The organism is Paenibacillus sp. FSL M7-1455 (assembly GCF_038004655.1).
GTDB classification, from domain to species: domain Bacteria; phylum Bacillota; class Bacilli; order Paenibacillales; family Paenibacillaceae; genus Paenibacillus_AQ; species Paenibacillus_AQ cookii.
The window spans coordinates 2730240-2754287 of record NZ_JBBORO010000001.1; the positions used below are offsets into that span (position 1 = coordinate 2730240).

At 51.7% G+C, this 24048-nt stretch carries 20 protein-coding genes; 16 read left to right on the forward strand and 4 right to left on the reverse strand.

Annotated features, from left to right (window positions below):
* Positions 1-158 precede the first annotated feature (158 nt).
* From NYE48_RS12550 to nhaC, 4 genes are read left to right on the forward strand one after another with little or no spacing between them, the layout of a single operon-like run.
* Positions 159-833, forward strand: a complete 675-nt coding sequence (locus NYE48_RS12550) for a helix-turn-helix transcriptional regulator (protein WP_036713705.1) — start codon at positions 159-161, stop codon at positions 831-833.
* Between the two features lie 11 nt (positions 834-844).
* Positions 845-1186 (forward strand): hypothetical protein, encoded by a 342-nt coding sequence (locus NYE48_RS12555; RefSeq protein ID WP_340998937.1) that lies wholly within the window; start codon positions 845-847, stop codon positions 1184-1186.
* Positions 1183-2019 carry a MalY/PatB family protein gene (locus NYE48_RS12560; protein WP_340998938.1) on the forward strand — a complete coding sequence of 279 codons (837 nt, stop codon included), beginning with the start codon at positions 1183-1185 and terminating at the stop codon, positions 2017-2019. The genes NYE48_RS12555 and NYE48_RS12560 overlap by 4 nt, the downstream gene beginning before the upstream one ends.
* A 33-nt stretch (positions 2020-2052) precedes the next feature.
* Complete coding sequence (nhaC, locus tag NYE48_RS12565) at positions 2053-3546, forward strand: Na+/H+ antiporter NhaC (RefSeq protein WP_036713706.1); 1494 nt, start codon at positions 2053-2055, stop codon at positions 3544-3546.
* A 166-nt stretch (positions 3547-3712) separates the two neighbouring features.
* On the opposite strand, the gene NYE48_RS12570 is transcribed toward nhaC, so the two are convergent.
* Together NYE48_RS12570 and NYE48_RS12575 are read right to left on the reverse strand one after the other, a co-directional pair.
* A complete protein-coding gene (locus NYE48_RS12570) occupies positions 3713-4666 on the reverse strand; it encodes a metallophosphoesterase family protein (RefSeq protein WP_340998939.1) in 954 nt (317 codons plus the stop codon).
* 19 nt (positions 4667-4685) lie between these two features.
* Positions 4686-5507 carry an alkaline phosphatase family protein gene (locus tag NYE48_RS12575; protein ID WP_036713707.1) on the reverse strand — a complete coding sequence of 274 codons (822 nt, stop codon included), beginning with the start codon at positions 5505-5507 and terminating at the stop codon, positions 4686-4688.
* Positions 5508-5736: 229 nt separating this feature from the next.
* Between NYE48_RS12575 and NYE48_RS12580 the strand changes: the two genes are divergently transcribed.
* From NYE48_RS12580 to NYE48_RS12600, 5 genes are all read left to right on the forward strand, one after another.
* The gene (locus NYE48_RS12580) at positions 5737-6663 is read left to right on the forward strand and encodes an ABC transporter permease (RefSeq protein WP_212950999.1); all 927 of its coding nucleotides are present in this window, start codon (positions 5737-5739) and stop codon (positions 6661-6663) included.
* 27 nt (positions 6664-6690) lie between these two features.
* Entirely contained in the window at positions 6691-7581 is an 891-nt protein-coding gene (locus NYE48_RS12585; RefSeq protein WP_340998940.1) for a carbohydrate ABC transporter permease, read from the forward strand.
* Positions 7582-7675: 94 nt separating this feature from the next.
* On the forward strand, positions 7676-9187 hold the full coding sequence (locus NYE48_RS12590; RefSeq protein ID WP_340998941.1) for an ABC transporter substrate-binding protein: 1512 nt from the start codon (positions 7676-7678) through the stop codon (positions 9185-9187).
* Between the two features lie 148 nt (positions 9188-9335).
* Positions 9336-11087 (forward strand): cache domain-containing sensor histidine kinase, encoded by a 1752-nt coding sequence (locus NYE48_RS12595; RefSeq protein WP_340998942.1) that lies wholly within the window; start codon positions 9336-9338, stop codon positions 11085-11087.
* A 23-nt stretch (positions 11088-11110) separates the two neighbouring features.
* Positions 11111-12697, forward strand: coding sequence for a helix-turn-helix domain-containing protein (locus tag NYE48_RS12600; protein ID WP_340998943.1), 1587 nt, complete (start codon positions 11111-11113; stop codon positions 12695-12697).
* Between the two features lie 59 nt (positions 12698-12756).
* Here NYE48_RS12600 and NYE48_RS12605 read toward each other — a convergent pair whose 3' ends face one another.
* Positions 12757-13806, reverse strand: a complete 1050-nt coding sequence (locus NYE48_RS12605; protein ID WP_340998944.1) for a Gfo/Idh/MocA family protein — start codon at positions 13804-13806, stop codon at positions 12757-12759.
* A 124-nt stretch (positions 13807-13930) separates the two neighbouring features.
* On the opposite strand from NYE48_RS12605, the gene NYE48_RS12610 reads away from it, so the two are divergent.
* Positions 13931-14824 (forward strand): helix-turn-helix transcriptional regulator, encoded by an 894-nt coding sequence (locus NYE48_RS12610; RefSeq protein ID WP_340998945.1) that lies wholly within the window; start codon positions 13931-13933, stop codon positions 14822-14824.
* A 102-nt stretch (positions 14825-14926) separates the two neighbouring features.
* On the opposite strand, the gene NYE48_RS12615 is transcribed toward NYE48_RS12610, so the two are convergent.
* Positions 14927-15637, reverse strand: a complete 711-nt coding sequence (locus NYE48_RS12615) for a G1 family glutamic endopeptidase (RefSeq protein ID WP_052147269.1) — start codon at positions 15635-15637, stop codon at positions 14927-14929.
* Positions 15638-16211: 574 nt separating this feature from the next.
* Between NYE48_RS12615 and NYE48_RS12620 the strand changes: the two genes are divergently transcribed.
* The 6 genes from NYE48_RS12620 to NYE48_RS12645 all read left to right on the forward strand — a co-directional run bounded on the left by NYE48_RS12620 (position 16212) and on the right by NYE48_RS12645 (position 24018).
* A complete protein-coding gene (locus NYE48_RS12620; RefSeq protein WP_340998946.1) occupies positions 16212-18038 on the forward strand; it encodes an ABC transporter substrate-binding protein in 1827 nt (608 codons plus the stop codon).
* Positions 18039-18176: 138 nt separating this feature from the next.
* Positions 18177-19235, forward strand: coding sequence for a hypothetical protein (locus tag NYE48_RS12625; RefSeq protein ID WP_340998947.1), 1059 nt, complete (start codon positions 18177-18179; stop codon positions 19233-19235).
* A gap of 36 nt (positions 19236-19271) precedes the next feature.
* On the forward strand, positions 19272-20225 hold the full coding sequence (locus NYE48_RS12630) for an acetamidase/formamidase family protein (protein WP_340998948.1): 954 nt from the start codon (positions 19272-19274) through the stop codon (positions 20223-20225).
* A 69-nt stretch (positions 20226-20294) separates the two neighbouring features.
* Positions 20295-20801, forward strand: a complete 507-nt coding sequence (locus tag NYE48_RS12635) for a DinB family protein (protein WP_340998949.1) — start codon at positions 20295-20297, stop codon at positions 20799-20801.
* A 131-nt stretch (positions 20802-20932) separates the two neighbouring features.
* The gene (locus NYE48_RS12640; protein ID WP_340998950.1) at positions 20933-22693 is read left to right on the forward strand and encodes a sensor histidine kinase; all 1761 of its coding nucleotides are present in this window, start codon (positions 20933-20935) and stop codon (positions 22691-22693) included.
* The gene (locus tag NYE48_RS12645; RefSeq protein WP_340998951.1) at positions 22678-24018 is read left to right on the forward strand and encodes a response regulator transcription factor; all 1341 of its coding nucleotides are present in this window, start codon (positions 22678-22680) and stop codon (positions 24016-24018) included. The genes NYE48_RS12640 and NYE48_RS12645 overlap by 16 nt, the downstream gene beginning before the upstream one ends.
* Positions 24019-24048: the final 30 nt, after the last annotated feature.

Below are 24048 nucleotides of genomic sequence, written 5' to 3' on the forward strand. Positions count from 1 at the left end.
AACTCCGCCAACCGCGCGGAGTTTTTTCTTTTCGCATTTTAGGGATTGAAACCGTTTTATGAATATAATATAATCTTATCAAGATAATAATTTATTATAACGATAATTTAAATGCAGACACATCCTTCAACGCTAGAAGAAAGGAACGGAATCGATCCATGAGCGAAAATCGGCAGTACCTTGAGAAGTTTTTTCCCATCGCTTCATTTATCGCCGCGATCGTCGGCCCGAAATGCGAAGTCGTCATCCATGATATCAGCGACTTGGAACGGTCCATCATTTTTATCGAAAACGGCCACATTACCGGGCGGAAAGTCGGAGACGCCTCTACCGACCTGGTGTTGAAGCTGCTTAAAGCCGAAGCCTACCACGAGCAGCAATTCATCGCGAATTACAAAGCTTCCGGCAAGCTGGGGCAAAGCTTCAGGTCATCGACATATTTCATTAAAAACGACAGCGGCACCTTGGTTGGCCTGATGTGCTTGAACATCGACGTCACCCATATGGAGGTGGCCGCGGAATGGGTGCAGCATGTGCTGCAGGGCGGTTCGCTGGTTCCTCCGGCTGCCATCGATTCTCCCCAAGAGGACAAGCAGCAATCGAAGGAATATCTGCAGGGCAATGCGGACGATTTGCTGCAGCATATGATATCGAACGTGCTCGGCAAAATCACGATTCCGATCGACCGCCTGTCTTCCAAGGAGAAAATCGAAATCGTCAAGGAATTGAACGATCAAGGCGTATTTCTTCTAAAAGGCGGCGTTTCGCAAGTCGCGGCGTCTTTATCGATCTCGGAGCCGACGGTTTACCGGTATTTGCAAAAATTGAAATAGAGGGTGACAGCATGACATACGATTTTGACCGAATCATCAGCAGATTCGGCACGAACAGCGCCAAATGGGACGGAATGGCCCAGGCGCACGGCAAAGATATGATTGCGCTTTCCGTAGCGGATATGGATTTGCAGGCGCCGCCGAAGGTGGTCGAGCAAATGGTCGAATCGGCGCGGCACGGGATTTATGGATATACGGATCCGTTTCCGCCTTACTTTGAGGCTGTGCAGCATTGGCTGGACAAAGTTTACGGCTGGCAGGTTCCGCAAGAATGGATCGTGTTCAGTCCCCGCATCGTCCAGGCGGTGTCGGTCCTGATCCAGAGATTTACGAATGAGGCGACCGGATTTTGATCCATACGCCGGCTTATCAGCCGATTGCGAAAGCGGTTGCGATCAACGGCAGAAAGCTTGCGGAAAGCCCGCTTCGTCTGGTCGACGGCCGGTACGAAATCGACTTTGAGGATATGGAACGGCAAATGCAGCAAGGCGTAAAAATGGTGCTTCTGGTGTCGCCGCATAATCCGACGGGCCGGGTATGGACGCGGGAGGAGCTTGAACGACTTGCCGAGCTTTGCATCACATACGACGCGCTGATCGTGTCGGACGATATTCATGCGGATTTTATCCACGAAGGCCATGAGCATACGATCATCGCCAAATTATCGGAGGAGATCGCGGACCGTTCGATCATCTGCACTTCGCCGGGGAAGACCTTCAACCTCGCCAGCCTTGAAATCGCCAACATCGTCATTCCGAATGACGGGCTGCGGGAACGGTTTAAGGATGGATTGCAGCAAGCCGGAATGCACAATCCGACGTTTTTTGCGGTACCGGCTTTGGAGACGGCGTATACGGCATGCGATGACTGGCTGCAGGAGCTTCGCGCATATATTACCGACAATATTTCGTTTGCGGAGTCGTTTATGGCCGAGCATATGCCGGAATTGAAAGTGATGAAACCGGAAGGCACGTATTTATTGTGGGTCGACTGTACGGCTTGCAGCCGGAATGAAAGCGATTTAGTGAAGTGGATAGAGGAACAAAGCAGGGTTAGCGTCAGCTTCGGAACATCCTTCGGACAGGCCGGGGAAGGTTTTGTGCGCATCAACGTTGCGGCTCCAAGACCGCTTCTTCGCGAAGCGCTGGAGCGCATGGCGGCACATTATCCTTTAAGCAAAAACTAACCAGATTTTTATCACACCCAGGGGGAATACAAAATGGCTGAGCCGAAACAAGTAAAAACTATCAAGAAACCGACATTATTCCTGGCCTTGCTTCCGATCATCACCATGGTTTTGCTGCTTTGCTTGGGATACGTCATGTTCGAGCTGCCGCCCGAGCCGCTGATCATCGCGTCAACGGTCGTCGCGGGCATCATCGCGATCAAGCTTGGATACAGCTACAACGATATTTTGGAGTCCATTTCGCAAAAAATTGCCAAAACGATGCCGGCGATACTCATCCTCATCTGCGTTGGTCTGATGATCGGCGCGTGGATGGTCGGCGGCACGATCCCGATGATGATTTTTTACGGACTGAAGATCATTAACCCGCAATTTTTGCTGATTACCGCATTTCTCGTGACCTCCGTCGTTTCCATCTGCACAGGCACATCCTGGGGGTCGGCGGGCACGATCGGGGTAGCGTTTATGGGCGTCGGCGCAGGACTCGATGCCAACCTGGCTGCCGTCGCCGGCGCCGTCGTGGCCGGTGCATATTTCGGGGACAAGCTGTCTCCGCTGTCGGATACGACGAATATCGCGTCTTTGTCCACGGGCGTGAACCTGTACGAGCACATCGGCCACCTTTTGTATACGACGCTGCCATCGTTTGTCGTCGCCGGGATCGCCTATGTCATTACGGGTCTCAATACGGACGGAGCAGGCGCCGCGATTCCGGAAAAAGTCGGCACGATCATGGATACGCTGAGCACGATTTACCATTGGAACTTCTGGCTTGTCATTCCGGTATTGATCGTATTGTACGGATCGATCCGCAAAAAACCGACGCTTCCGGTCATGCTGGTGTCCTCCGCCTTTGCGATGGCCAACGCCCTCATTTTCCAAGGATTCTCCTTGCATGACGTCGTCAGCTCCGTGATTAACGGATTCGACATTTCGATGGTTCATGCTCAAGGTTTCGATGCGGCGAAAGTCATTCCGGACATCCCGAAATTGCTCAATCGCGGCGGCATGAACTCGATGATGGGAACGCTGCTCATCTGTTTCAGCGCAATCACGTTCGCGGGCACGATTTCGCTTACCAAATCGCTTGAACTTATCGTCGATAAAATTTTGAAATTCGTTCGTTCCACGGGTTCCCTCATCGTAGCAACGATCGTCACCGGATTGACGATGATCGGGGTAACGAGCAACGGTCAGGTTTCCATCCTGATGCCTGGCGAAATGCTGCGGGAAGCTTACATCCGCCGCGGCTTGCATCCGAAAAACCTGGGACGGACGATCGAAGACTCCGCCACGATCATCGAACCGATCCTGCCTTGGACGGCGGCCGGGGCTTACATGGCGGGAACGCTGGGCGTCGCAACGCTTTCGTATTTGCCGTGGGCGATGCTGTGCTGGACGGGAATCATTTTCGCAACGATCTGGGGATTTACCGGATTCGGGATCGCGAAGCTTTCTCCTGAGCAGCAGAAGGAAATGATGAAAGAGTATGAGGAAAAGGATACGGCCGAAGCGCAAAAAGCATAACAAGAAAGCCGGAATCCTCATAAATAAATGTTGGCGAAGGGATATAAAACAGCCATGGATAGGCCGTACGGCACTTATCCATGGCTGTCTTCGTATATAGACAAGGCATTGAAAAAAGAGGGATACCTGCGAGCATATACATTCGGCCGGTTCTAGCCGCTGCGGGTTAGACCTGAAGCGGACGCCCCTCCGGCCGATGTTCCGGCTGATCCGCAATGAGCGTACCGTCTTCGAGATGAAGCCAGGTATCGAAGCTCCGCTGCCCTTCCGTCAGTTCAATGACCCGCGCTCCCGTCAGGAAAGGCTGATTCAAATAGGCATTTCGGGTCGTGCGTCCGTAACAGAGACGGATACCATGCAGCGTTCCCCAGAAGTCATTTCCGTGGTCATGTCCGACGAAGGTCCCCATGATATCTCCCATTTCCACCATGGCGGCAAAAAAGCCGGAGTTAATCCATGGCGCGCAGCAATATTTGTCGAGCTTTTGCCCATAACATACCGAAAAATCCCAAACATCGTTGTATTCGGGAAGAGGAATATGGAAAAAGCCGAGGGAAGGGAGGGGGGAGCCTCCGTTCCTGACGGTCAACCGGTAAGAGGTTTCCGTATACCAAGCGATCTGGCTTCTGCGGATCCAATCGTAAAAACCTAACCGCAGGTGTTCCAGCGGCGAGTAACTCCCCGAATCGAGAAAATACAGCGCAGCCGCGGCCTGATGGTCTCGCCCCAAAATTTCGAGCACGTAATTTCCGGATCCCTGGACATTCGGCGGATCGGGCTGGGCGTAGCAGTAACGATGGGCGAGCTGAAGGTTGTGCAGCTGTTCGCGCGTGACGTTCGGCGCCTCGGAATCATGGTTCCCGAACACGGCGGCCCACGGCACCTGCATCTCTTCGGGCACGGACACGGCGTCTTTGAATGCCTGAACCGGATCCGGACTTCCGCCGCTTGCGATCACATCCCCGGTATAGACCGCCAAATCGGGTTTTTCGGCCTCCAGGATTTTTGCCATCATCGCTTTCATTCGCGTTTCTTCTTCGCTTGCCCGCGAAAATTCCGTATCCGTAAACTGAACGATCTTAAATTTGCCGTCCGAATTAAAATGAAGTGATTTTCTCATGCCGGATTCTCGTCCTTATTCATTGAAGGAAAGAAGGGAGTTTGGCATCCCAGCTCTCCGGCCGTTCGAGACCCAGCGCATGCGCAGCCACGGCAGCCGTATCCACGATATACAGGCCCGATACTTCCGTGCCGGGTTCAATCCCGGGAGCCACGCAGCCCCAGAACACGTTTTTATCCATCGGATGGTCGCTGCCATGGCTGTATTTGTTGTCTCCGCCTCCGCCGTGATCGGTCAGGAGGATGATGAGGCTGTCCTCCAGCAGTCCCAATCTCTCGATGGCGCCAAGCACGCGTCCGAACAATTCGTCGTTTTTGGAGATCGCCTGCAGGTACAGCTTGGAGTCCGGGCCGTAGCCGAATTTATGCCCTGCCGCATCCGGCTCGTCGAGCTGCATGAACAACAGCTTCACGTCGCGGTTCTGTTCCAGGTAGGATTCGATGGCGCCGACAAGTTCCTCATCCGGCAGCGATTCCTTATGTATCCCCAGATCTTCCTCGATAATTCCGCTGTTGATCGGCCTCCAGCTGGAGAAGGCGGCCAGCTTCGCTTCGGGCCACGCTTCCCGCGCCAAACGGAAGATGGAAGGGTACGGGGAATCGCCAGGGAACGTAGTCGTCGCGGCCGCTTCATTATTTAATCGATGTTTTTCCGGCGTTACTCCGTGAAGGATCGAACCCCAGCATTCCGCGCTGATCGTCGGCGATTGCGCCTGCGCCATGTAGGTGTACGCCCCTTTTTTCAAAAATGCGTCAATGATCGGGGTTTCGGTGTTTTGAATGAAGTTTCCGGCCCCGTCCATCCCCAAAATAAATACTCGCTGAATTCCGTTGCTGCCCATGAATCGAAATACCTCCCTCGGATGAAATGCAATGAAAGCGTTATTATGACCCTTAGCATATAGAGTACGGCGAAGGCTGTCAATAACTTCCGGCCAACTCGCCGCGCAGGTTCGGAAGAGGTCATGATCGTGGCATCAGAAAGTCACGAAGATGGTGGTGAACCGGACGAGCCGCAAAATAAAATGTGGATGAAAAGGTTTACATGACATGCTGCGAAGGGGCTGGAACATGAGGAATACGTCATATCTGCGAAGAAGCTTAAAAAAGTATAAGTGGCTGCTGTTGATGACGCTGCCCGGGGTCGTATATTTGTTCATCAACAATTATATCCCGATGTACGGCGTGATCCTTGCGTTCAAAAACTACAATTACGTCGACGGCATCTGGGGAAGCGAGTGGGCGGGACTCGATAATTTCAAATTCCTGTTCAATTCGGAAAACGCGTACGTCATCACGCGGAACACCTTTCTGTACAACTTCGTTTTTATCGTGCTGAATCTGGTTTTGTCGGTTTTTGTCGCGCTGCTGATCAACGAGATCAAGGATAAGGTGATCAGCCGATTTTACCAAAGCACGTTTTTGCTGCCCCATATCATTTCGATGGTCGTCGTGGCCTACCTGGTATACAGCTTCCTGAACGTGGACAGCGGTCTCGTCAACCGGCTGCTGATCAAATGGTTCGGGGCGGAAGCCGTCTCCTGGTACGGGGAACCGAAATACTGGCCGTACATCCTGGTCATCGTCAATGCATGGAAAAACGTCGGCTATTTGTCGATCATCTACTTCGCCTCCATCATCGGCATCGACAAGGAATATTACGAAGCGGCCACGATCGACGGCGCAAGCAAGTGGAAGCAGATGACCCGCATCACCATCCCGCTCATTTTGCCCGTCATCACCACGATGACGCTGCTGGCGGTCAGCGGCATTTTACGGTCGGACTTCGGCTTGTTCTACCAGGTGCCGATGAACACGGGAGCGCTTATTCCGACGACGAATACGATCGATACCTTCGTGTACCGCGCCATGGTCCAATCCGGCGATATCGGCATGTCCACGGCCGCGGGATTCTACCAATCCGTCGTCTGCTTCGTGCTCATCCTGGTTGCGAACGCGGCGGTCAGACGCATCAACAAACGGGATGCCTTATTCTAAAACCGGGAGAGGAGACACAGTGAGGGAATGAACTTAACGAAACGCATCGGACCTGCTTTGATCCACCTGTTTTTTTGGGGATTCACCATCGCATCCTTGGTTCCTTTTGTATTGGTGTTCATGGTGTCCATTTCGAGCGAGGATTCCATTTTGAAAAACGGCTATTCCTTGTTTCCGAGCACGATCAGCTTTGCGGCCTACCGGTTTTTGTTCAACGATTTTTCGGAAATCGCCAAAGCTTACGGGGTCACGATTGTGAGCACGCTCATCGGGACGGTCGTCAGCCTGCTGATCACCGCGCTGTTTGCGTATCCGCTGTCGAGGCCGGATCTGCCGTTTCGGCGCGCGCTTTCCTTCTATATCTTTTTTACGATGTTGTTCGGCGGGGGCATGGTGCCCTGGTACATTACTTATGTCAACATGTTCGACATGAAAAACACGATTTTCGCGATGATCATCCCGAACCTGCTGTTGAGCGCGTTTAACGTGCTGCTGATGCGAAGCTTTTTCGCTTCGAGCATTCCGGAGTCGGTCATCGAATCGGCAACGATCGACGGGGCGGGCGAGCTCAAAATCTTTTTCAAAATCGTCGTTCCGCTCTCGCTGCCCATCATGGCGACGATCGGGCTGTTTAATACGCTGTCCTACTGGAACGATTGGTATAACTGCATGCTGTTTATCGACAAGCCGGAGCTGTACAATATCCAGTATTTGATGACCAAAACGCTGACGAATATCCAGTATCTTTTGATGAAATCCAACAGCACGGCCCAGGTCGGGGAGCTGCTTGCCAAAATGCCGCAGGAAACCGTCCGCATGGCGCTTGCCGTCGTCGGGATCGCCCCTTTATTGTTCGCTTACCCGTTTTTCCAAAAGTACTACATCAGCGGGATTACCAGCGGCGCAGTCAAAGGTTGATATACCTTATTACGCAGGAGGGGGTGGGACAAACGTCTTCGATGCATCTCCATGAATTCCAAAAGCCATTATCGAGAGGGGAACGTCAGTGAACATGAAAAAAGCCTATCATTTGGTTCTGATGATCATGCTGAGCAGTATGCTGGCTTTGGCAGGCTGCGGCAAAGGGGATCCCGGCAAGCCGGCGGATTCCGCATCGGCAGGGGGAAGCGGTTCGGACGCGGGGCTGAAGCCTTACAAAATTACGCTCGTCTATCCGGCCACGGCGCCTAAAGATTTGCAGCTGGTGCAGGATGAAATGAGCAAATATTTGACCGAAAAAATCAATGCCACGATCGAGCTCAAGCCGATCGAATGGGCGTCCTGGGACGACAAAACCAACCTGATGAAAATTTCGAACGAACCGTTCGACCTGATGTTTACGGCCAGCTGGTTCTCTTACGCGAAGGATGCCGCCAAAGGGCAATACTTGGAGCTCGACGAGCTCATGTCCCAATACGGCAAAGATATTCCCGGCGTTCTCGGCGAAGATTTTATCAAAGGTTCGAGAATCGACGGCAAGTTGTTTGCGCTTCCGACCAAAAAGGAGTTCGGCCAAGGGTTCGGTTTCCTGTTCGACAAAAAGCTGGTGGACAAATACAAGTTCGATACCAGCGGGGTAAAATCCCTGGAAGACCTGGAAGCGATATTCAAAACGATCAAAGAGAACGAACCCGGCGTGACGCCGATCGTATCCAGCAAATTCACGAATATTTGGGAGGCGGCCAACTATGACGGGGTCGTCGCCAATCTTGCCATTCCGCGGGGAAGCAAGGAACTGAAAGTGGTGGATACGCTCGAAGATCCGAAGTTCATCGACTTCTACAAACGGATGCATCAGTGGAATCAGAACGGCTGGTTCGACAAGGACATTTTGACCTCCGACGCGGACCAAGGCGTCAACATGATTAAAGCAGGCAAGGCGTTTGCGGTGGCCCAATCGTTGAAACCGGGCAAAGACAAGGAAATGAGCATAAGCGCGGGCGTCGAACTGGTGCAGGTGGAAACGGCGGAGCCGTTCACGACGACCGGCGACGCGCAAGGCGCGATGCTCGGCATCTCTCGGACTTCCAAAGACCCTGCGCGGGCGATGATGTTCCTGAATCTGCTGTACACCGATCCGAAGCTGCTCAACATGCTGGATTGGGGGATCGAAGGCAAACATTACGTCAAAAAATCCGAAAACATGATCGATTATCCGGAAGGCGTCAACGCGGACAACCAAGGGTATCCGAATCCGGGCGGCTGGATGTTCGGCAACCAGTTCAATTCGTACCTTTGGGCCAACGAGGATCCGAACAAATGGGAAGAGTTCAAGAAATTCAACGAAAGATCGGAGCATTCCATCGCCCTCGGGTTTGCGTTCAACCAGGAACCCGTGAAGTCGGAGCTGGCTTCGATCAGCAACGTGGAGCAAGAATTCGGATCGACCCTGAGATCGGGCGCAGCCGATCCGGAAGAGATCATCGCCAAGTGGAAGAAAAAACGCGATGCGGCAGGTTTCGCAAAAGTGAAGGCGGAAGTGGAAAAACAGCTTGCCGAATGGGCCCAAACCCAAAGCAAGTAACAGAAACGGATGACGCAACATCGGGAATTTCCGAAGGCGGGACTATGGATTGGAGTCCTTCGTCAGGGATTCCCTTTTTTTCCGTATGTCACTATACTCAAAAGGTAGGGACTGATCCTACCATTTTTTGAAAGAGCCGGGGAAGTGCATGAAACTGCTGAACATTAAACATTCGCTACGATTCAAGCTGATTATCGGTTTCGTTACGGTGGCGGTTCCGCTCGTGGCGCTGCTTCTGTACAACAACTATTATGCTTCCAACACGATCCGGGAACAGGTGGCCGATTCGAACAAAAACTCGATGATTCTTTATTCCCATCAAATCGAAGCGGCACTGAACAAAGAAACGAATTTTTTGTACAACATCGCCCTGGAAGACCCCAATATCGTTGCGTTTTCGCAGCTGCGTGAACATACGGACGAATATTACTTGGCCAAAGCAAGGATTTTGAATACGCTTACGAGGTATCACCGGTTCGATAAAAGCGTCGATCTGCAATTCATTTATTCGGTGAACAAACAGGATCTGTTTCATACGCCGATCAAAACCTCGTCTTATGAAGAATTGGAATCGATCCAAACGACGATCGAAAAGCTGGTCAAAAGCGTCCGTCCCGAAAGCGAATATTTCAGGGAATGGAAGGCGGTCGAATACGGTCCGGACCGATTTGCGCTGATCCGTTTGGTCGATGCGGGGGACGGGTTTTATCTCGGCGCTTTCGTGCAGCTCGAAAATTTGATGATTCCGCTGGACCTGATCCATTTGGAGGACGGATTCGCCGGCTTCGTCAATCGACAAGGAGAATTGATCACCAATGCGGCGGCCATCGGGCGGCATAGGCTCGATATATCGCTCGCTTCCGAGGCAAACGAGGTCTATCAGGTCGTCCGGAAGGATGACCGGAAATATGTCGTCGTCATGAATCCCATCCAGGGAACGGACGTTATCTTGAGCGCGTTTGTGCCGGAATCCCAGATGCTGAAAAATTTATATCATTTTCGCAGGGGCATCGTCCTCATCTCCATTGCGGCATTGATCACGCTGATCATTTATTTGGTCTATCTCAACGATATCCTATTAAAGCCGTTGAACAATCTCGTGCGCGGAATGCGGCGGATCAAACACGGGGACTGGGAAACGCGCCTGCATTCATCGAAGGCGAAGGAGTTTGCCATCATCAACGAAACGTTCAACGGCATGGCAGCCGAAATCCATGACCTCAAAATCAGCGTATATGAAGAACAGATCAAAGCCCATAAAGCCGAGCTTAAACATTTGCAGCTTCAAATCAACCCTCATTTTTTATTGAACTCGATCAACATCGTATACAATTTGGCCGAAATCAAAAATTACGGCGTCATACAGCTTATGTGCATGAATCTGGTCAAATATTTCCGTTTTACGACCAAAACCCATCAGGTTGCCGTGACGATCGCCGAAGAAATGGAGCATATGGAAAGCTACATCAAAATTCAGCAGGTCCGTTTCCCGGAGCGCATCACATACGCGTTTCACATCGCCGAGCAGGCGCAGAAGGCGGCCATCCCGCCGCTGCTCATCCAGCCGTTCATCGAAAATGCGATCAAATACGGGTTTGACTTCATGGATCATCCGTTCCATATCGGCATCGAAGTCCGTTTCATCGGTTCGGACCAATTGGAGATCGTCATCCAAGACAACGGAAACGGCTTCTCTGCGGACGTGCTGTCCCAGCTTCAATCGGGAGGCTTGAAGGCCAATCGGGACGGGCAGCATTTGGGCATATCGAACGTGCAGTACCGGCTGAAGCATATTTTCGGGCAAAAAGCATCCTTGGAATTCGATAACGCCCCGGACGGCGGGGCCCGAATCAGAATCATACTTCCTTTCCGGACCGTAGAACAGTTTACTTCATATTGATGAATGAAATGGGGGAGCAAAGGGTGTATAAGGCATTGATCGTCGATGATGAAATCTATGCGGTCATGGGAATCAAGAGCGGGGTGAATTGGCAGGAACTGCGGGTGTCGGAAGTCTATGAAGCGTACAACATGAGGGATGCCTTGCGAGTATTCGAACGGACCCCGATCGATATCATGATCTGCGACATCGAGATGCCGAAAGGAACAGGGATCGAGCTGCTGGAACGCGTGAACAAAATCTCGCCCGAAACGGAGACGATTTTTCTGACCGCCCATTCGGCGTTCGATTTCATGAAGCGGGCGATCCAGCTGGACGGGTTCGATTACCTGCTGAAGCCGGTCGAATTCGACGTGCTGCAGGAGACGATATCCAAGGCGCTGGCTTCGATCGAAGAGGAGCGGGAATTGCATCAATTGCGAAAACAGTACAAGCCCTATTATGACATGTGGCGGAAGAAAAAGTCGCTGATCGTGGACAAGTTTTGGAATGACCTGTTCTCGGGCAGAATCGTGTGCACCCCCGACAACGCGGCCGGCATTCTGGAAGAACATGAGCTGTCGGATTTGAAGGATGCCGTGTTTCTCCCGGTTCTCGTCAGCGTGGAATCCTGGCTGCGCGAGTTCAGCACCAAAGACGAGGAAATCATGGAATACGCGGTACGCAAAGGGGCGGTCGAAATGCTGCTGCCTGCCGGAGGCGGCGAGGTCATTCAAACGAAGCAGGGCGTGAACGTGGTCGTCATCGTAGGCGAGGCCGGGGAGGATGGATGGGCGGATCTTCGTTCCCGCTGCGAAAAATACGTGCAGAACTGCCATAAATATTTCGGGTGCAATCTTTCCTGCTATATTGGAAGACGCTCCGGTTTGTACGAGGTCGCGGACACTTACAAGCAGCTGCTGGAGCTTGAATACAACAATTTGAACAAGTCCAATCAAGTGTATTCCCTTGCATCGCAAGGCCCCGATCCGATCCAAACGATGATCCCGCGGATCTCGACCTGGACGATTCTTTTGGAGCAGGGGAAGCTGGAGGAGCTTCAAAAGGAAATCCGCAGCCGCGTCGCGGAGTTGAAGGGGATGGAAGGGCTTTCCTTGGCGAAGCTTGAAGGATTCCGCCATGAATTTATGCAGATGGTGCATTATATCCTTCATAAAAACGGGTTATCCGCCTACGAGCTGTTCCAGCAGCAGGAAGGGATCCTGCTGAACGCCCAGCCAAGAAACCTCGAGCAGCTGGAGGCGTCGGCCCTTCATATGGCAGGCATCATATATCATGAACTTCATCAGAACAACTCCGTCATTCAAAGGGTCCAGTATTACATTAAAGAGCATTTGAACGAGCCGATCACCCGGGAGCAGCTGGCGAGCTACGTACATTTGAATCCTGCGTATTTATCCCGGCTGTTCAAACGCGAAGTCGGCGAATCGATTACGGATTACATTTTGCATGAGCGGATGGCGCTGGCCAAAGATTTGATCGCAAACTCCTCCATGCCGATTTCGGACGTGGCCAAAGCGTTGGGTTACCACAACTTTTCGCATTTTTCAAAAATGTTCCGCAAAGTGCATGACGCTTCGCCGCAGCAGTTCAGACAGCTGTCGGTGTGATGCCGGCAAAACAGACAAAAGGACCTTGGCTGAAGGCCAAGGCTCCTTTTTTGCTTTTTCTAACGATGGACCGCATTCATCCATTCCGCGATGCGCACCTTGTTTCCGGTTTTTGCGCTTTCCAGCGCCGCGAGCACCATCGCCATGCTGTAGAGATTATCGCTGCAGTCCGTTTCGGGTTTGCGGTTTTCGTCCAATGCGGCGAACATTTCGTCCAGGCAGCCGTGATGGAACGTATGTTTCATCACCACGGTTTTGCCGGAAATCCGCTCGTAGTCCCGCACGAATTTGCCCGTCTGATCCTTGTCAGCCACCACTTCGGCGAAGGGTTCGCCTTGCCCGTCCCACATCGCAGTTCCCCGTTCCCCGGTGACGCGCCATGCCGCTTCCCAGGAAGTCGGAGCTCCCTCGGCGCACCAGGAGCCGCGGTAATCGAATACGGACCCGTCCGACATTTCGAAAATGCAGATGGCCATGGCGTTCCCCGCGTACCACGAGCCGGGGGGATTAAATTCATGGCAATATACGGTCAGCGGGTCCGCTCCCGAAATGAATCTGGCCTGGTCGAAGGTATGAATGGCCATATCCACCAGCAGCGGACTGGCCATCGCTTCCCGGAATCCGCCGAAATGCGGGCCGAGGAAAAAGTCGGCCCCGATAAATCCCGGCCGGCCGATCGTCCCCTCCGCAATGAGATTCCGGAATGCGCGGATGCGCGGATCGTAGCGGCGGTTTTGCATGACGGCATGCGTCCGCCCCGTGCGTTTCGCCGTATGAACGATGTCCAAGCACTCCTGCATCGACTCAGCCAAGGGTTTTTCCGCAAACACGTGGCAGCCCAGCTCAAGAGCCGCGATCCCGACCGAATGGTGGCTTGACGGGACGGTGACGTCGAAAACCAGATTGGCTCCGGTTGACGTAATGGCCTCTTTTACATCCGTAAACGCGGGACATCGCAAGCCTTTGCGCTCGGCCATGGCCTCTGCCGATTCCGGACGGATATCCACCAAACCGACAACTTCCGTATCTTCCCTGCTTAGGGCATAATCGACCCAGGTATTCGCCATGCTCCCGCAGCCGGCCACGACGACCCGATGCTTGATTGTCATCTTGTGATCACTCCTAAATTGGCCTATAGTAATCGTAACATCCTTCATTATAACGGGCGGTTTTGCCGTTGGCTCTATACGTTCTTGCGCAATAATAGTCCGATTTTGTGGTGGTGATCGAATCATGACCTATCCGAAGGAACTTTGGGAGGATACCCTGCTTGAGAATCCGGCTTATCCGTTCCAGCTGTTCCAAAACCGTTGCCCGTCCGTACAGCCGGGAGAATCCATTTTATATTTGCATTGGCATGAACACTTCGAATTTTTGGCGATGCAAAAAGGAAGCGCGGTCTTCCATATCGACAGCCGCCCTTATGTCGTTCAGGCAGGGGACGTCCTGCTGATTCCCGGCGGAAGCCTGCACGTCGGCTACTCGCTTGCGGAAGGGGACGTCCATTACGATTGCGTCGTCGTCAACGCCTCCTTGTTTAACGATTGGCTCCACGATCCGCTGCATATCCAATTTGTCGCGCCTTATTTGGAGGGGAGGAATCAATTTCCCGTCAAACTGTCGGATCGGGACGAATCGGCTGCCGGCTGCATGCCTCTGCTGCATGACATTATCGGGGAGCTTGCAGCCAAACCGCCGGCGTATCCTTTGGTCGTCAAATCCCGGCTGCATCTGCTGTTTACGCTGCTAGCCAGGGCGTATATGCCGAAGACGGAAGAATGGAAACCGGAGACGGACTATTTTCCCAACCGCGAACGGTTCAAGGAACTGATCCGCACCGTCGAGGCGAGTTTTTCCCAAAAACTTACCGTCGAGCAAGCCGCCGGGCAAGTCAATCTGAACCCCTATTATTTTTGTAAGCTGTTCAAGCGGCTGACCGGCCGCACGTTTATCGAATACGTCAACGTTTGCAGGGTCAAGGAGGCCAAGAGATTGCTTGATTCCACCCAGGATTCGGTGACCGAAATCGCGGCGAAGGTCGGCTGCGAGAACCCGAATTATTTTACGAAGCTCTATAAAAAGTATATGGGGGTCACTCCCTCCCAAACGAGAAAGGGAAGGGGATAGCGGCTGGAAGGAGTAGGGGCAAAAAAACGGAAAAACCGGCCATGCCTCATGGGCAGGCCGGTTTATGGCATGGTCCTTAAACCGTACATCATAGAATTCCAGCTATGAGCTTTTCTGCAAAGTGGAGCTTCCCGATGAGCGTCCTACGGCGTTTCTGACTTGGAAGGCGTCCCCCTCGCGGTTCGGGGCCGTCGGAATCGATGTAACATTCTCTCCTTGAAGCATCACGCCGAGTTCGTCCGACGTCAGCTTCGGGCTGCGGCCGTTCAAGCGGCAGCATGAAAATCTGACCGTCGAAATCCGGGCCATCCGGGATATGCTTGACCCAACCTGCGGCGCCTCGACGATCCATTCCGCCGAGGATTGCGGTCCGGTATAACGTTTCGTCGTTCGGAACGTCCAATTTTGGGATGAATTGCGCAAATAAATAAGCCAAGTCGAACCTCTGACTTTCGAGATGACGGCATGCATCCGGTCACCGGGCTGGACGGGGTTAGGTATCGGCGTCATGACGTCGGGAAGAATTTCCCACCATGCGTAATACTGGGCTCTTCCGTTCACATAATCATGTCCGGTTCCGACTTGAATCAGGTCCGTATTGCCAAAACCATCGATCCCGATCCAAGCGGATGAATAAGTAGATTGGGAGCTGGGACGCACAACGGGGACCGTCCATTTTGCGGATATGCGATGAAAGGCATTGGTTCGTCCCGATACGGCGTAACCGCTCCAATTGGCGGAAACCCATCCCAAGCTGTTTAACCGGGGCTTGCCAGACCTTGCGATTTTGCACACTCTATGAAACTTGTTCAATCATTCCACCACCTCTATGTCGGATAATCTATCATATTGTGCTGATAGAAGAATTGCGTGGGGGAATGAAGGTTATTAAAAGCTTGTTTTCTTGCAAACCTGGATGGCATGTTGGATGAAACGCTATTGAATGCCGGGGCCAGAACGCGGGGAGGGAGTACAAGGAGTCGTATGTGAAGTTAAAGAAATAGAGGGAGTATTCGCATCATTCCAAATGGCGTGATAGAGCCGAATCGAAGAGTGGTTCTTCGATTCGGTTTTTTTGATTGGCTGGGATCGGCTAACAGCTCAAAAATACATTTTTTTCAGGCCTAAGCCTCCGAATTAATTGGTTTTTTTCAATTGGGTCAGAAAGTGTAAATCCTTGCGATCTATAATTATAACTTTAAAGGAAATAGCGTGTTATATAAGTTAATGAACGATGTGAGAATGGAGGTTCCTTTGGTTATGTCGATAAATTGGTCAAGTATCTTTGTCGTATTGCTTTTTATAGCGATCGTCATTATGTCGATTGTGGGATTCCTGCGATTCGTATTCAAAAACAGGTAGCTTCTCTTCGAAACTTGGATGTTGGATGCAAGCGCTGTTGATCGGTGAAGGATACTTTATTCTCACGGATTTTCGTCAAAAGGCCGATATTATTTCAAACAGCTACTTTCGCAGCCTATTTATTGAAGGGGGGAATCCCGGTGATATGACAAACAAGAAAAAAAGGTTGCCCGCTCTATTTTCCAAACTCACCAAGGACCTCTTTTCAAGCTATCGTAATCCGTCCTTAGCGATGAAGGAATTGAAAATGGACAGGCATGCCGAACCTGACTGCGATGAGGTCGTGGCCCATGCGTATGGCGGAACTTTCGTTTTCGGAAGTTTGTCAGACATCGTAAGCGTGAATCCGATCTATGTGCAGGACGTTGCTTCCGGCGATGCCGTTCAGTGGATTTTTGCCAAATTGTATGACATCAGCCGAAACGGTAATTTGGTTGTCCAACCCTGGTCCCTTGCTGCAGAGCCTTTAAAAATATCCGATCTCGGAAAAACATATACCGTGAAATTAAAAGAGTACGCACGATGGAGCGATGGCAGGCCTGTAACTGCCGATGATGTCATATTTACTTTTGAAACGCTCAGGAATCCCTTGTCAGGTTCTCCGGCCAACATGGATTTCGAAAAAATAGTTGACATGGAAAAGCTGGATTTGCATACAGTTAGGATTATTTTGCGTGAACCATATTCGCCGTTTCAATATGCGCTGGCGATGGAGCTGCTTCCTTGTCATGTATTAAAGGATGTGCATCCCGAAAAATTACATCGTCATCCATACGGCCTGGACCCGCGTCAAACGGTTACGAACGGGCCATGGAGATGGAGAGGGTACCAACGGAACAGATACTTGTTATTCGAAGCCGATCCGGATTATTGGGGACCTAGACCACATTTGAGCAAAGTCATTTACAAAATATACACGGATGTAGGAGCACAAGTCAAAGCGCTTGCTAAGGGTGAAATTGACTTTATTATCGGTGTGCCGGCCGAAGCCATTCGTCCCATTTTATTTTCGTATCATAATGATGACATTGAGTTCTACGCCGCACCGGGACCACAATATGAAATTTTAGGTTTAAACCATAATCCAGACCATTTCAAAGAACGATGGATTCCGTGGTCCACGCCAAAAACGAGGCAGGCAATGGTTTACGCATTGAACCGTCAAGCGATGATCGAGAAGGTACTCTTCGGCAGAGGAAGAATCCTCAATTCGCCGTTCCTGCCCGGAACTTGGTATGATCCAGGCGATTCGGCAGTTTCCCATCCTTATGATCCTAAAAAAGCCGTTGCATTACTACGTGAAGACGGCTGGGAAACCGGTAAAGACGGGATATTAGTTAAAAACGGTCACCGCTTCTCGTTCGAGCTGCAATATCATGAGCTTCAGGAAATCGGTGCAGCGATGATACAACGATATTTTAGAACGGTCGGAATCGAAGTGAATTTAAAAGCGATGGATTTTTCCAAGTGGGTTGAACAACATCTTAATCCAGGGAAATTTGAAGCCGTTCTTGTGGGCCAAATTCAAACATCGCTGGATCCCGATCAAGAAATTTTTCTCGCTTCCAAATCCGTTCCTCCTAACGGCGGAAATTTTCTATGGTATAAGAACCCTGACCTTGATGAAATATTACGTCGGGGGAACACAGAAATGAATCCCAAGAAACGAGCTGAAATATATAAAGAAGCAGCAAGCATTCTTTCTGCCGACTTGCCCTGCATCTTTTTGTATCAATATGATGCTTTTATGGCCTTCAACAAAAGGATTAAATTCGAGGCTAAAGACCGGCCTGAAGCAAGGCTGGCAAATGGTTACTTTTACCATGCAATCCGTTGGTGGGTGGATGACTAAAATGAATTGATAACCTTCCGAAAACTGCTCATCGAGCAGTTTTTTTGTTTGCATTCATATGTAGAGGATAACTGTAAAGAAATGTATTTACTTTATGGAGGAAATAAATTACTCTATAAAGTAAGGTGGTGGTGGAATATGGAAGACATTCATTTAAACGTGTCCCTGCTGCGCGCCAAAATTCCGAACCTCACGGTGGCGGCACGATCTGCGGGACTCAGACCGGCAACCGTGTCCAATCTTTGCACAGGCAAAATCCCGGTCGGAAGGGCCGAGGTCCGGACGCTTGCGGCACTTGCGGAGCTTGCAGGATGCACCATGGACGAACTCATCCTTCGGGGAAGACCTTTGGGCATGCTGGAGACGGGAATCAAAGTGATTGATTTACTGGCTCCATTGGTCCAAGGCGGCAGCATCGGTCTGGTGGCGCGCCAGAATGTCGGGCAGCTGGCCTTGTTGGCGGAGCTTTTTTACAGGTTCAACACATCGGATTACGCTACCGTATTTTGGAAGCCTGAAGCATATGCAAAAGGGATCGACGAGCTGCTTCAAGAGGCCGAAGCCGTGGGCAGCACGTCCGCCGAAGTGTATGAGCGGATTCTCCAATGCGCCAACAGCAAAGAAGTCGTATTGGGAGCGGATCGCGCCATGGTATTGTCGGGCGGGATATTCGATCTCGAAGAGAAACTGAAATCGGCCGGCATACGTCCCGTTACGACCATTCTCGTCGACGTGAGCGGCAATGCGGCGGACGAAGAGCTGCCGTTTGGACCGCTGGATACGTTTTTGCGTTTTGACGCGGAACTGACGACAAGAGGGCTTTTTCCCGCCATAGATCCCGTCGCATCCACGTCCGTGATGCTGGAGGGAGCGCAGCTCGAGCCGCTTCATTTATCCATCCAGCAGGAGGCCCGGAAACTCATGCGCCGTTACCGCGAATTAAGGCCGTTGGTCCTGTTTCGCGGCGAAGAAAAGCTTCCCGGTTCCGAAAGGACTTTGTTCAAGCGGGGCGAGCGCTTGGAAGCTTATTTATCCCAGCCGTTTTTTATCGCCGAGCCGTTTACCAAGAAAAAAGCGGAGTGGATTCCCCTTCGGGATACGCTTCAAGATGTAAGGACCATTTTGGACGGCGGGGCAGATCATGTCCCGGTTGAAAAGATCCGTTTTGCCGGCCGTTTAGACGTGGAATGGGTTTAGCGTTTGCCAAAAATCATCTTCCTTGGAGGCGATCCTATGGTTGTGCATCAGATGGATTTGAACTCAAAAGCGCTGATCGGGAGTTTCACGAAAGAGGTTCCTCCGCTCCTGACCGTATCTTCCGGAGATACGATCCGATTTGCCGTCCCGGATGCGGCTTGGGGAGTCGGGGAGTCTTATGCCGAACGGAAAAAGCCTTATGCCAGACGGGATAAGCTGGATCGAGGGCATGCCTTGATCGGTCCCTTTTTCCTGGAACACGCCAAACGGGGAATGACCCTCGCCATCCGCTTTAACCGGATCGTCCCCGGAAGGTACGGTTTTACGTCGGCGGGACAATATCCGAACTGGCAAAACCAAAAACTGCATCTGACGGATGAACGGGAACTAACGCTGGACTGGGCATTGGATCCGGAAAAAATGGAAGGAAGCTGCCAAATCGACGGGGCGACGTATTCGGTCCCGCTTCGTCCCTTCATGGGCATCGTCGGCATGCCGCCGGAAGAGACGGGGATCCATTCGACTTGGCCGCCCCGCTTTTGCGGCGGGAACATCGATTGCAAAGAGCTCGTCAGCGGCAGTACGATCTTTTTGCCGATTCCGGTTGACGGAGCTTATCTGGTCATTGGCGACGGGCATGCGGCGCAAGGGGACGGCGAGGTCAGCTGCCAAGCGATCGAATGTCCGATGGAAGAGGTCGAAGTAACCGTAGATCTTTTGCAAGATATGCATCTGACATATCCGCGGGCGAACACGCCGTCCGGCTGGCTCACGTTTGGTTTTCATGAGGATCTAAACGAAGCGACGGTTCAAGCCTTGGACGGCATGCTCGGTTTGATGGGCCAATTATACGGCTTGAATCGCGTGGAGGCAATGGCGGTCGGCAGTGCCGCGATCGATCTTCGAATCACCCAAATCGTTAACGGCGTGAAAGGTGTACATGCTTGTTTGCCGCATGGTCGCATCACGAAAAAGACGGCAGCTCCTTGAATAACTATGACAGTATGCCGTCATGTTTCGGGTGCTAAAATGAACCCAAGATAAAGGAGGAGATCGATAATGACGCATCCAGCCATTGAAATGTACGATTACCACGTGTGGGAGGTTTCCCGGATCATGGACCGCCTGAAGGAGATTCCGGAGGAGCTGTACCGGCAAGAGATCGCCAGCAGTTTTCCGTCCATCGCCAAAACGCTGGCCCATATTTATATCGTCGACAACGTTTGGTTCCAAACGCTGCAAGGGACGGAAATGGCGGATGCCCTGAATTCTTCCTGGTCCAACAGGGAGGAACTTGAAAACGGCTCGCTGCCGGAACTGGAAACGAAATTCAAACGGCTGTCCGAAGCGTGCTCCCGTTTACTTCGTGCGCAGGAAGACCTGGAAAAACGCGTCATGTTAAACAATCCGTATGCAGGCAGCCGCGAAACGAGCTTGGCCGAAATCGTCATGCAAATCGTGACGCACGGGACATACCACAAAGGCAACATTTCCACGATGCTGCGGCAAACGGGGAATTCGTCCGTCATGACCGACTACATTTATTACTTGTATGCAAAACAGTAAAGCCGTCCAGGGCCAGTACCGAAAACCGCGCGGATTCGAAAAGAATCATCCAAAAGGATGGTTCTTTTTTTGCGAAGCCTTATACTAAAGATGAAAAGATTCGATCATCCAAGCAATAGCGGGAGGTACATATGAAGCTGCAGGCGGCGGGCAAAGCGTCCAAATGGTATGTCTATCAAAAAATCGTCATCGTGTTCATCTTATTTTTGCTTCCTCTCATTTCCATGAATATATGGCTCAACTACAAAGGCATGTCGGTCACGAAAAACGCCATTCTGAATTCCTCGCAGGCCGGGGCGTCCTTTTATTCCAAACAGCTCGACAAAGAGATGTATTTTATCCGCAATCTGCAGCTGCAGCTGATCAACGACAAAGACCTGCAGAAGCTGAGCTTCCGGGGAAGCCTGCTGGGGGATTACGAGGAAGTGCAGCTGATCGAACAGGTCAGGGACCGGCTGTCCACGCTCATGGCGTCCAGCGAATACGTGGTGAACAGCGGTGTGTACGTGGAATCCATCCAAAAGACCATCTCGATGAACTCGGGGGTTACGGGCACGCCCAATGAGGAAATGAAGCTTATGACGTCGCTGAGCGAAGTGACGCCAAAGCCGTCCTTTTACCGCAGCGGGAACCGGATTTTCCTGATTGAAAGCGCAAACAACGGCAGCATCGTGACGTATATCGAAATCTCGAGGCCCATGCTGCTGCAGTCCTTGAACGAAATCGCGAAATTGTATCCCGAATCGGAAGTGCTGCTCGGAAGCCAAGAATCCGGAACGATGCTGACGACGGCGGAAAATGCGGACGAATCGGAGGAGATTTTGAAACTGACGGCGGACGAATCCGTGGATCAAGAACCGCCGCAGTTCAAAAAAATGAACGGAGTCAATTATTTTATCACCCGAAGCGCCGTCGGCTCCCTGCATTTATCCATGATCATGTACGTGAACCAAAATGAGCTTACGCGCCCGTTAAGCCAATTTATTACCTGGTTCTATACGCTGTTCATTATCGCGATCATCGTGATGATCCTGTATTCCTTTTCCGTCAACGTGATGATCCATCGGCCGTTATCGAAGCTGGTCAAAGCGTTCCATATGATCGAAACCGACAACCTCAATATTACGATCGAATCGAAAACCAAAGACGAGTTCCATTACGTGTTCAACAGCTTCAACAATATGGCGCGGCGGCTCAAAAATTCGATCGAGGAAAACTACGAGCAGAAAATCGCGCTGCAGCATTCCCAGCTGAAACAGCTCCAGTCCCAGATCAATCCGCATTTTTTGTACAACAGCTTTTTCAATATTTACATGATGTGCAAGGTAGGGGATTCCGACAGCGCGGCGGAGCTTTCCCAGCGGCTTGGAAGCTATTATCAGTACATTACGAGAAGCGGGTCCGACGAGGTTCCGTTTTATAAGGAATACCGCCATGCGCTGGATTATTGCGACATTCAATGCATCCGTTTCGCCAACCGGGTATCCTTCGAATACGAGGAGGAGACGGAAATTCCGCCATCGATCACGGTGCCGCGGCTGATCATCCAACCGATCGTCGAAAACGTGTTCGAGCACGCTTTTGAGGACGGCATGATGGAAGGGAAGGTGTTGATCGGCACGGCGTACCGGAAAGGGATGCTGCGCGTCACGGTCGAAGACAACGGAAATTTGGCGACCGACGGGATGATTGAGGAGCTGCGCGGCAAACTCGCCATGGATTCGAAAACGGTGGAAAACACGGGACTCATCAACGTCAACAACCGTCTCCAGCTTAAATACGGGCCGGATAGCGGGTTATCGGTGTCGAGAAGCCGGCATGGCGGCTTAAAAATAGATCTGGTTATCGCACTTGAAAACATGAAGGAGGCAGCAGCATGTACCGATTGTTAATCGTCGACGACGAGCCGGTCATCGTCAACGGATTGATTCAGCTTTTCCAGGAAAATACCGAATTCGAACTGGATGTTTGCAAAGCCTACTCGGCGGCGGAAGCGTTAAACATCGCCAAAAAAATGAAACTCGACATTCTCGTCAGCGATATCCGCATGCCCCAAAAAAGCGGGCTGCAGCTTGTCGACGACATCGCCTACTATTGGCCGCACTGCCGGATCATTTTTTTGACCGGTTACAGCGAATTCGATTACGTCCAGGAAGCCCTGCGCAAGAGAGCGGACAATTACATCTTAAAAACGGAAGGCATCGAACCGATCTTTGGGGCGGTAAAAGCGGCCTGCCAAAAACTCGACGAGGAAAACCGCCGCAGAATCCGGGAAGAAAAGGCGAAAATGCATTTTCAAATCGCCGCTCCCGTGCTTAAAAACGAGCTGGTCGGCAGGCTTTTGAAGGGGGAATCCGCGGCCGCATTGCTGTCCGACCCCCGGTATGAAGAACTGGACTTCCGAATTCGCGTAAGCGAGCCTGCATTTTTTGTCGTCGGCAGCTTGGATTCAATCGACGATCCGAATACGAAGGACAAGCTCGGGGCGGTGCAAAACGGCTTCAGCAACTATTTGCCCGATTCGATTGCATGCGAACATTCCGTGTTGGATGAAGGCGTCCTCGTTTGGCTGCTTCAGCCGCACGAAGAACTGCTTGCTCGTTTTTCCCAGCCGGATTCGGAGCCGCAGCGGTGGCGGGGATTTACGTCATATATGAAAGGGATTCTCGAGCTCGTGCAGAACGAATGCGAAAGCCTGATTGGCGTATCCGTATCCTTTGGCATATCGGGCAATTTAAGCGGATGCTGGGAGACGGTTTCCGGCCAATACAACACGCTGCTGGGCGTATTGCGTTCCAGGGCTGCCCTCGGCCAAAACCTGATCGTCATCGATATCGAACATGCCGGCAGCGAACCGGAAGCCATGGACGATCCGGGGCTCCTGAAGCAGGAGGACATGAAATCTTGGGTGATCGGCCAGATCCAAAACTACATACAAGCCAACTTGTCCGGGGACGTATCCCTGACGGCAATCGCGGAGAAAGTGCATTTCAACCCATCGTATTTGTCGCGCTACTACAAACAAATGACGGGGCAAAATCTGCTGGACTACATCCAATCGAAAAAGCTTGAAGCGGCCGTGCACCTGATGATGCACACGAACCTGAAGCTGAACGAAATCGCTGCCCGCGTCGGGTTCGATTCGCAATCCTACTTTACGACCTTTTTCAAAAAAAAGACGGGCATCTCTCCCCAAGAATACCGCAATGCCAAATGAGAGCCCGATCATCGGTTTCGCAGCGATCGT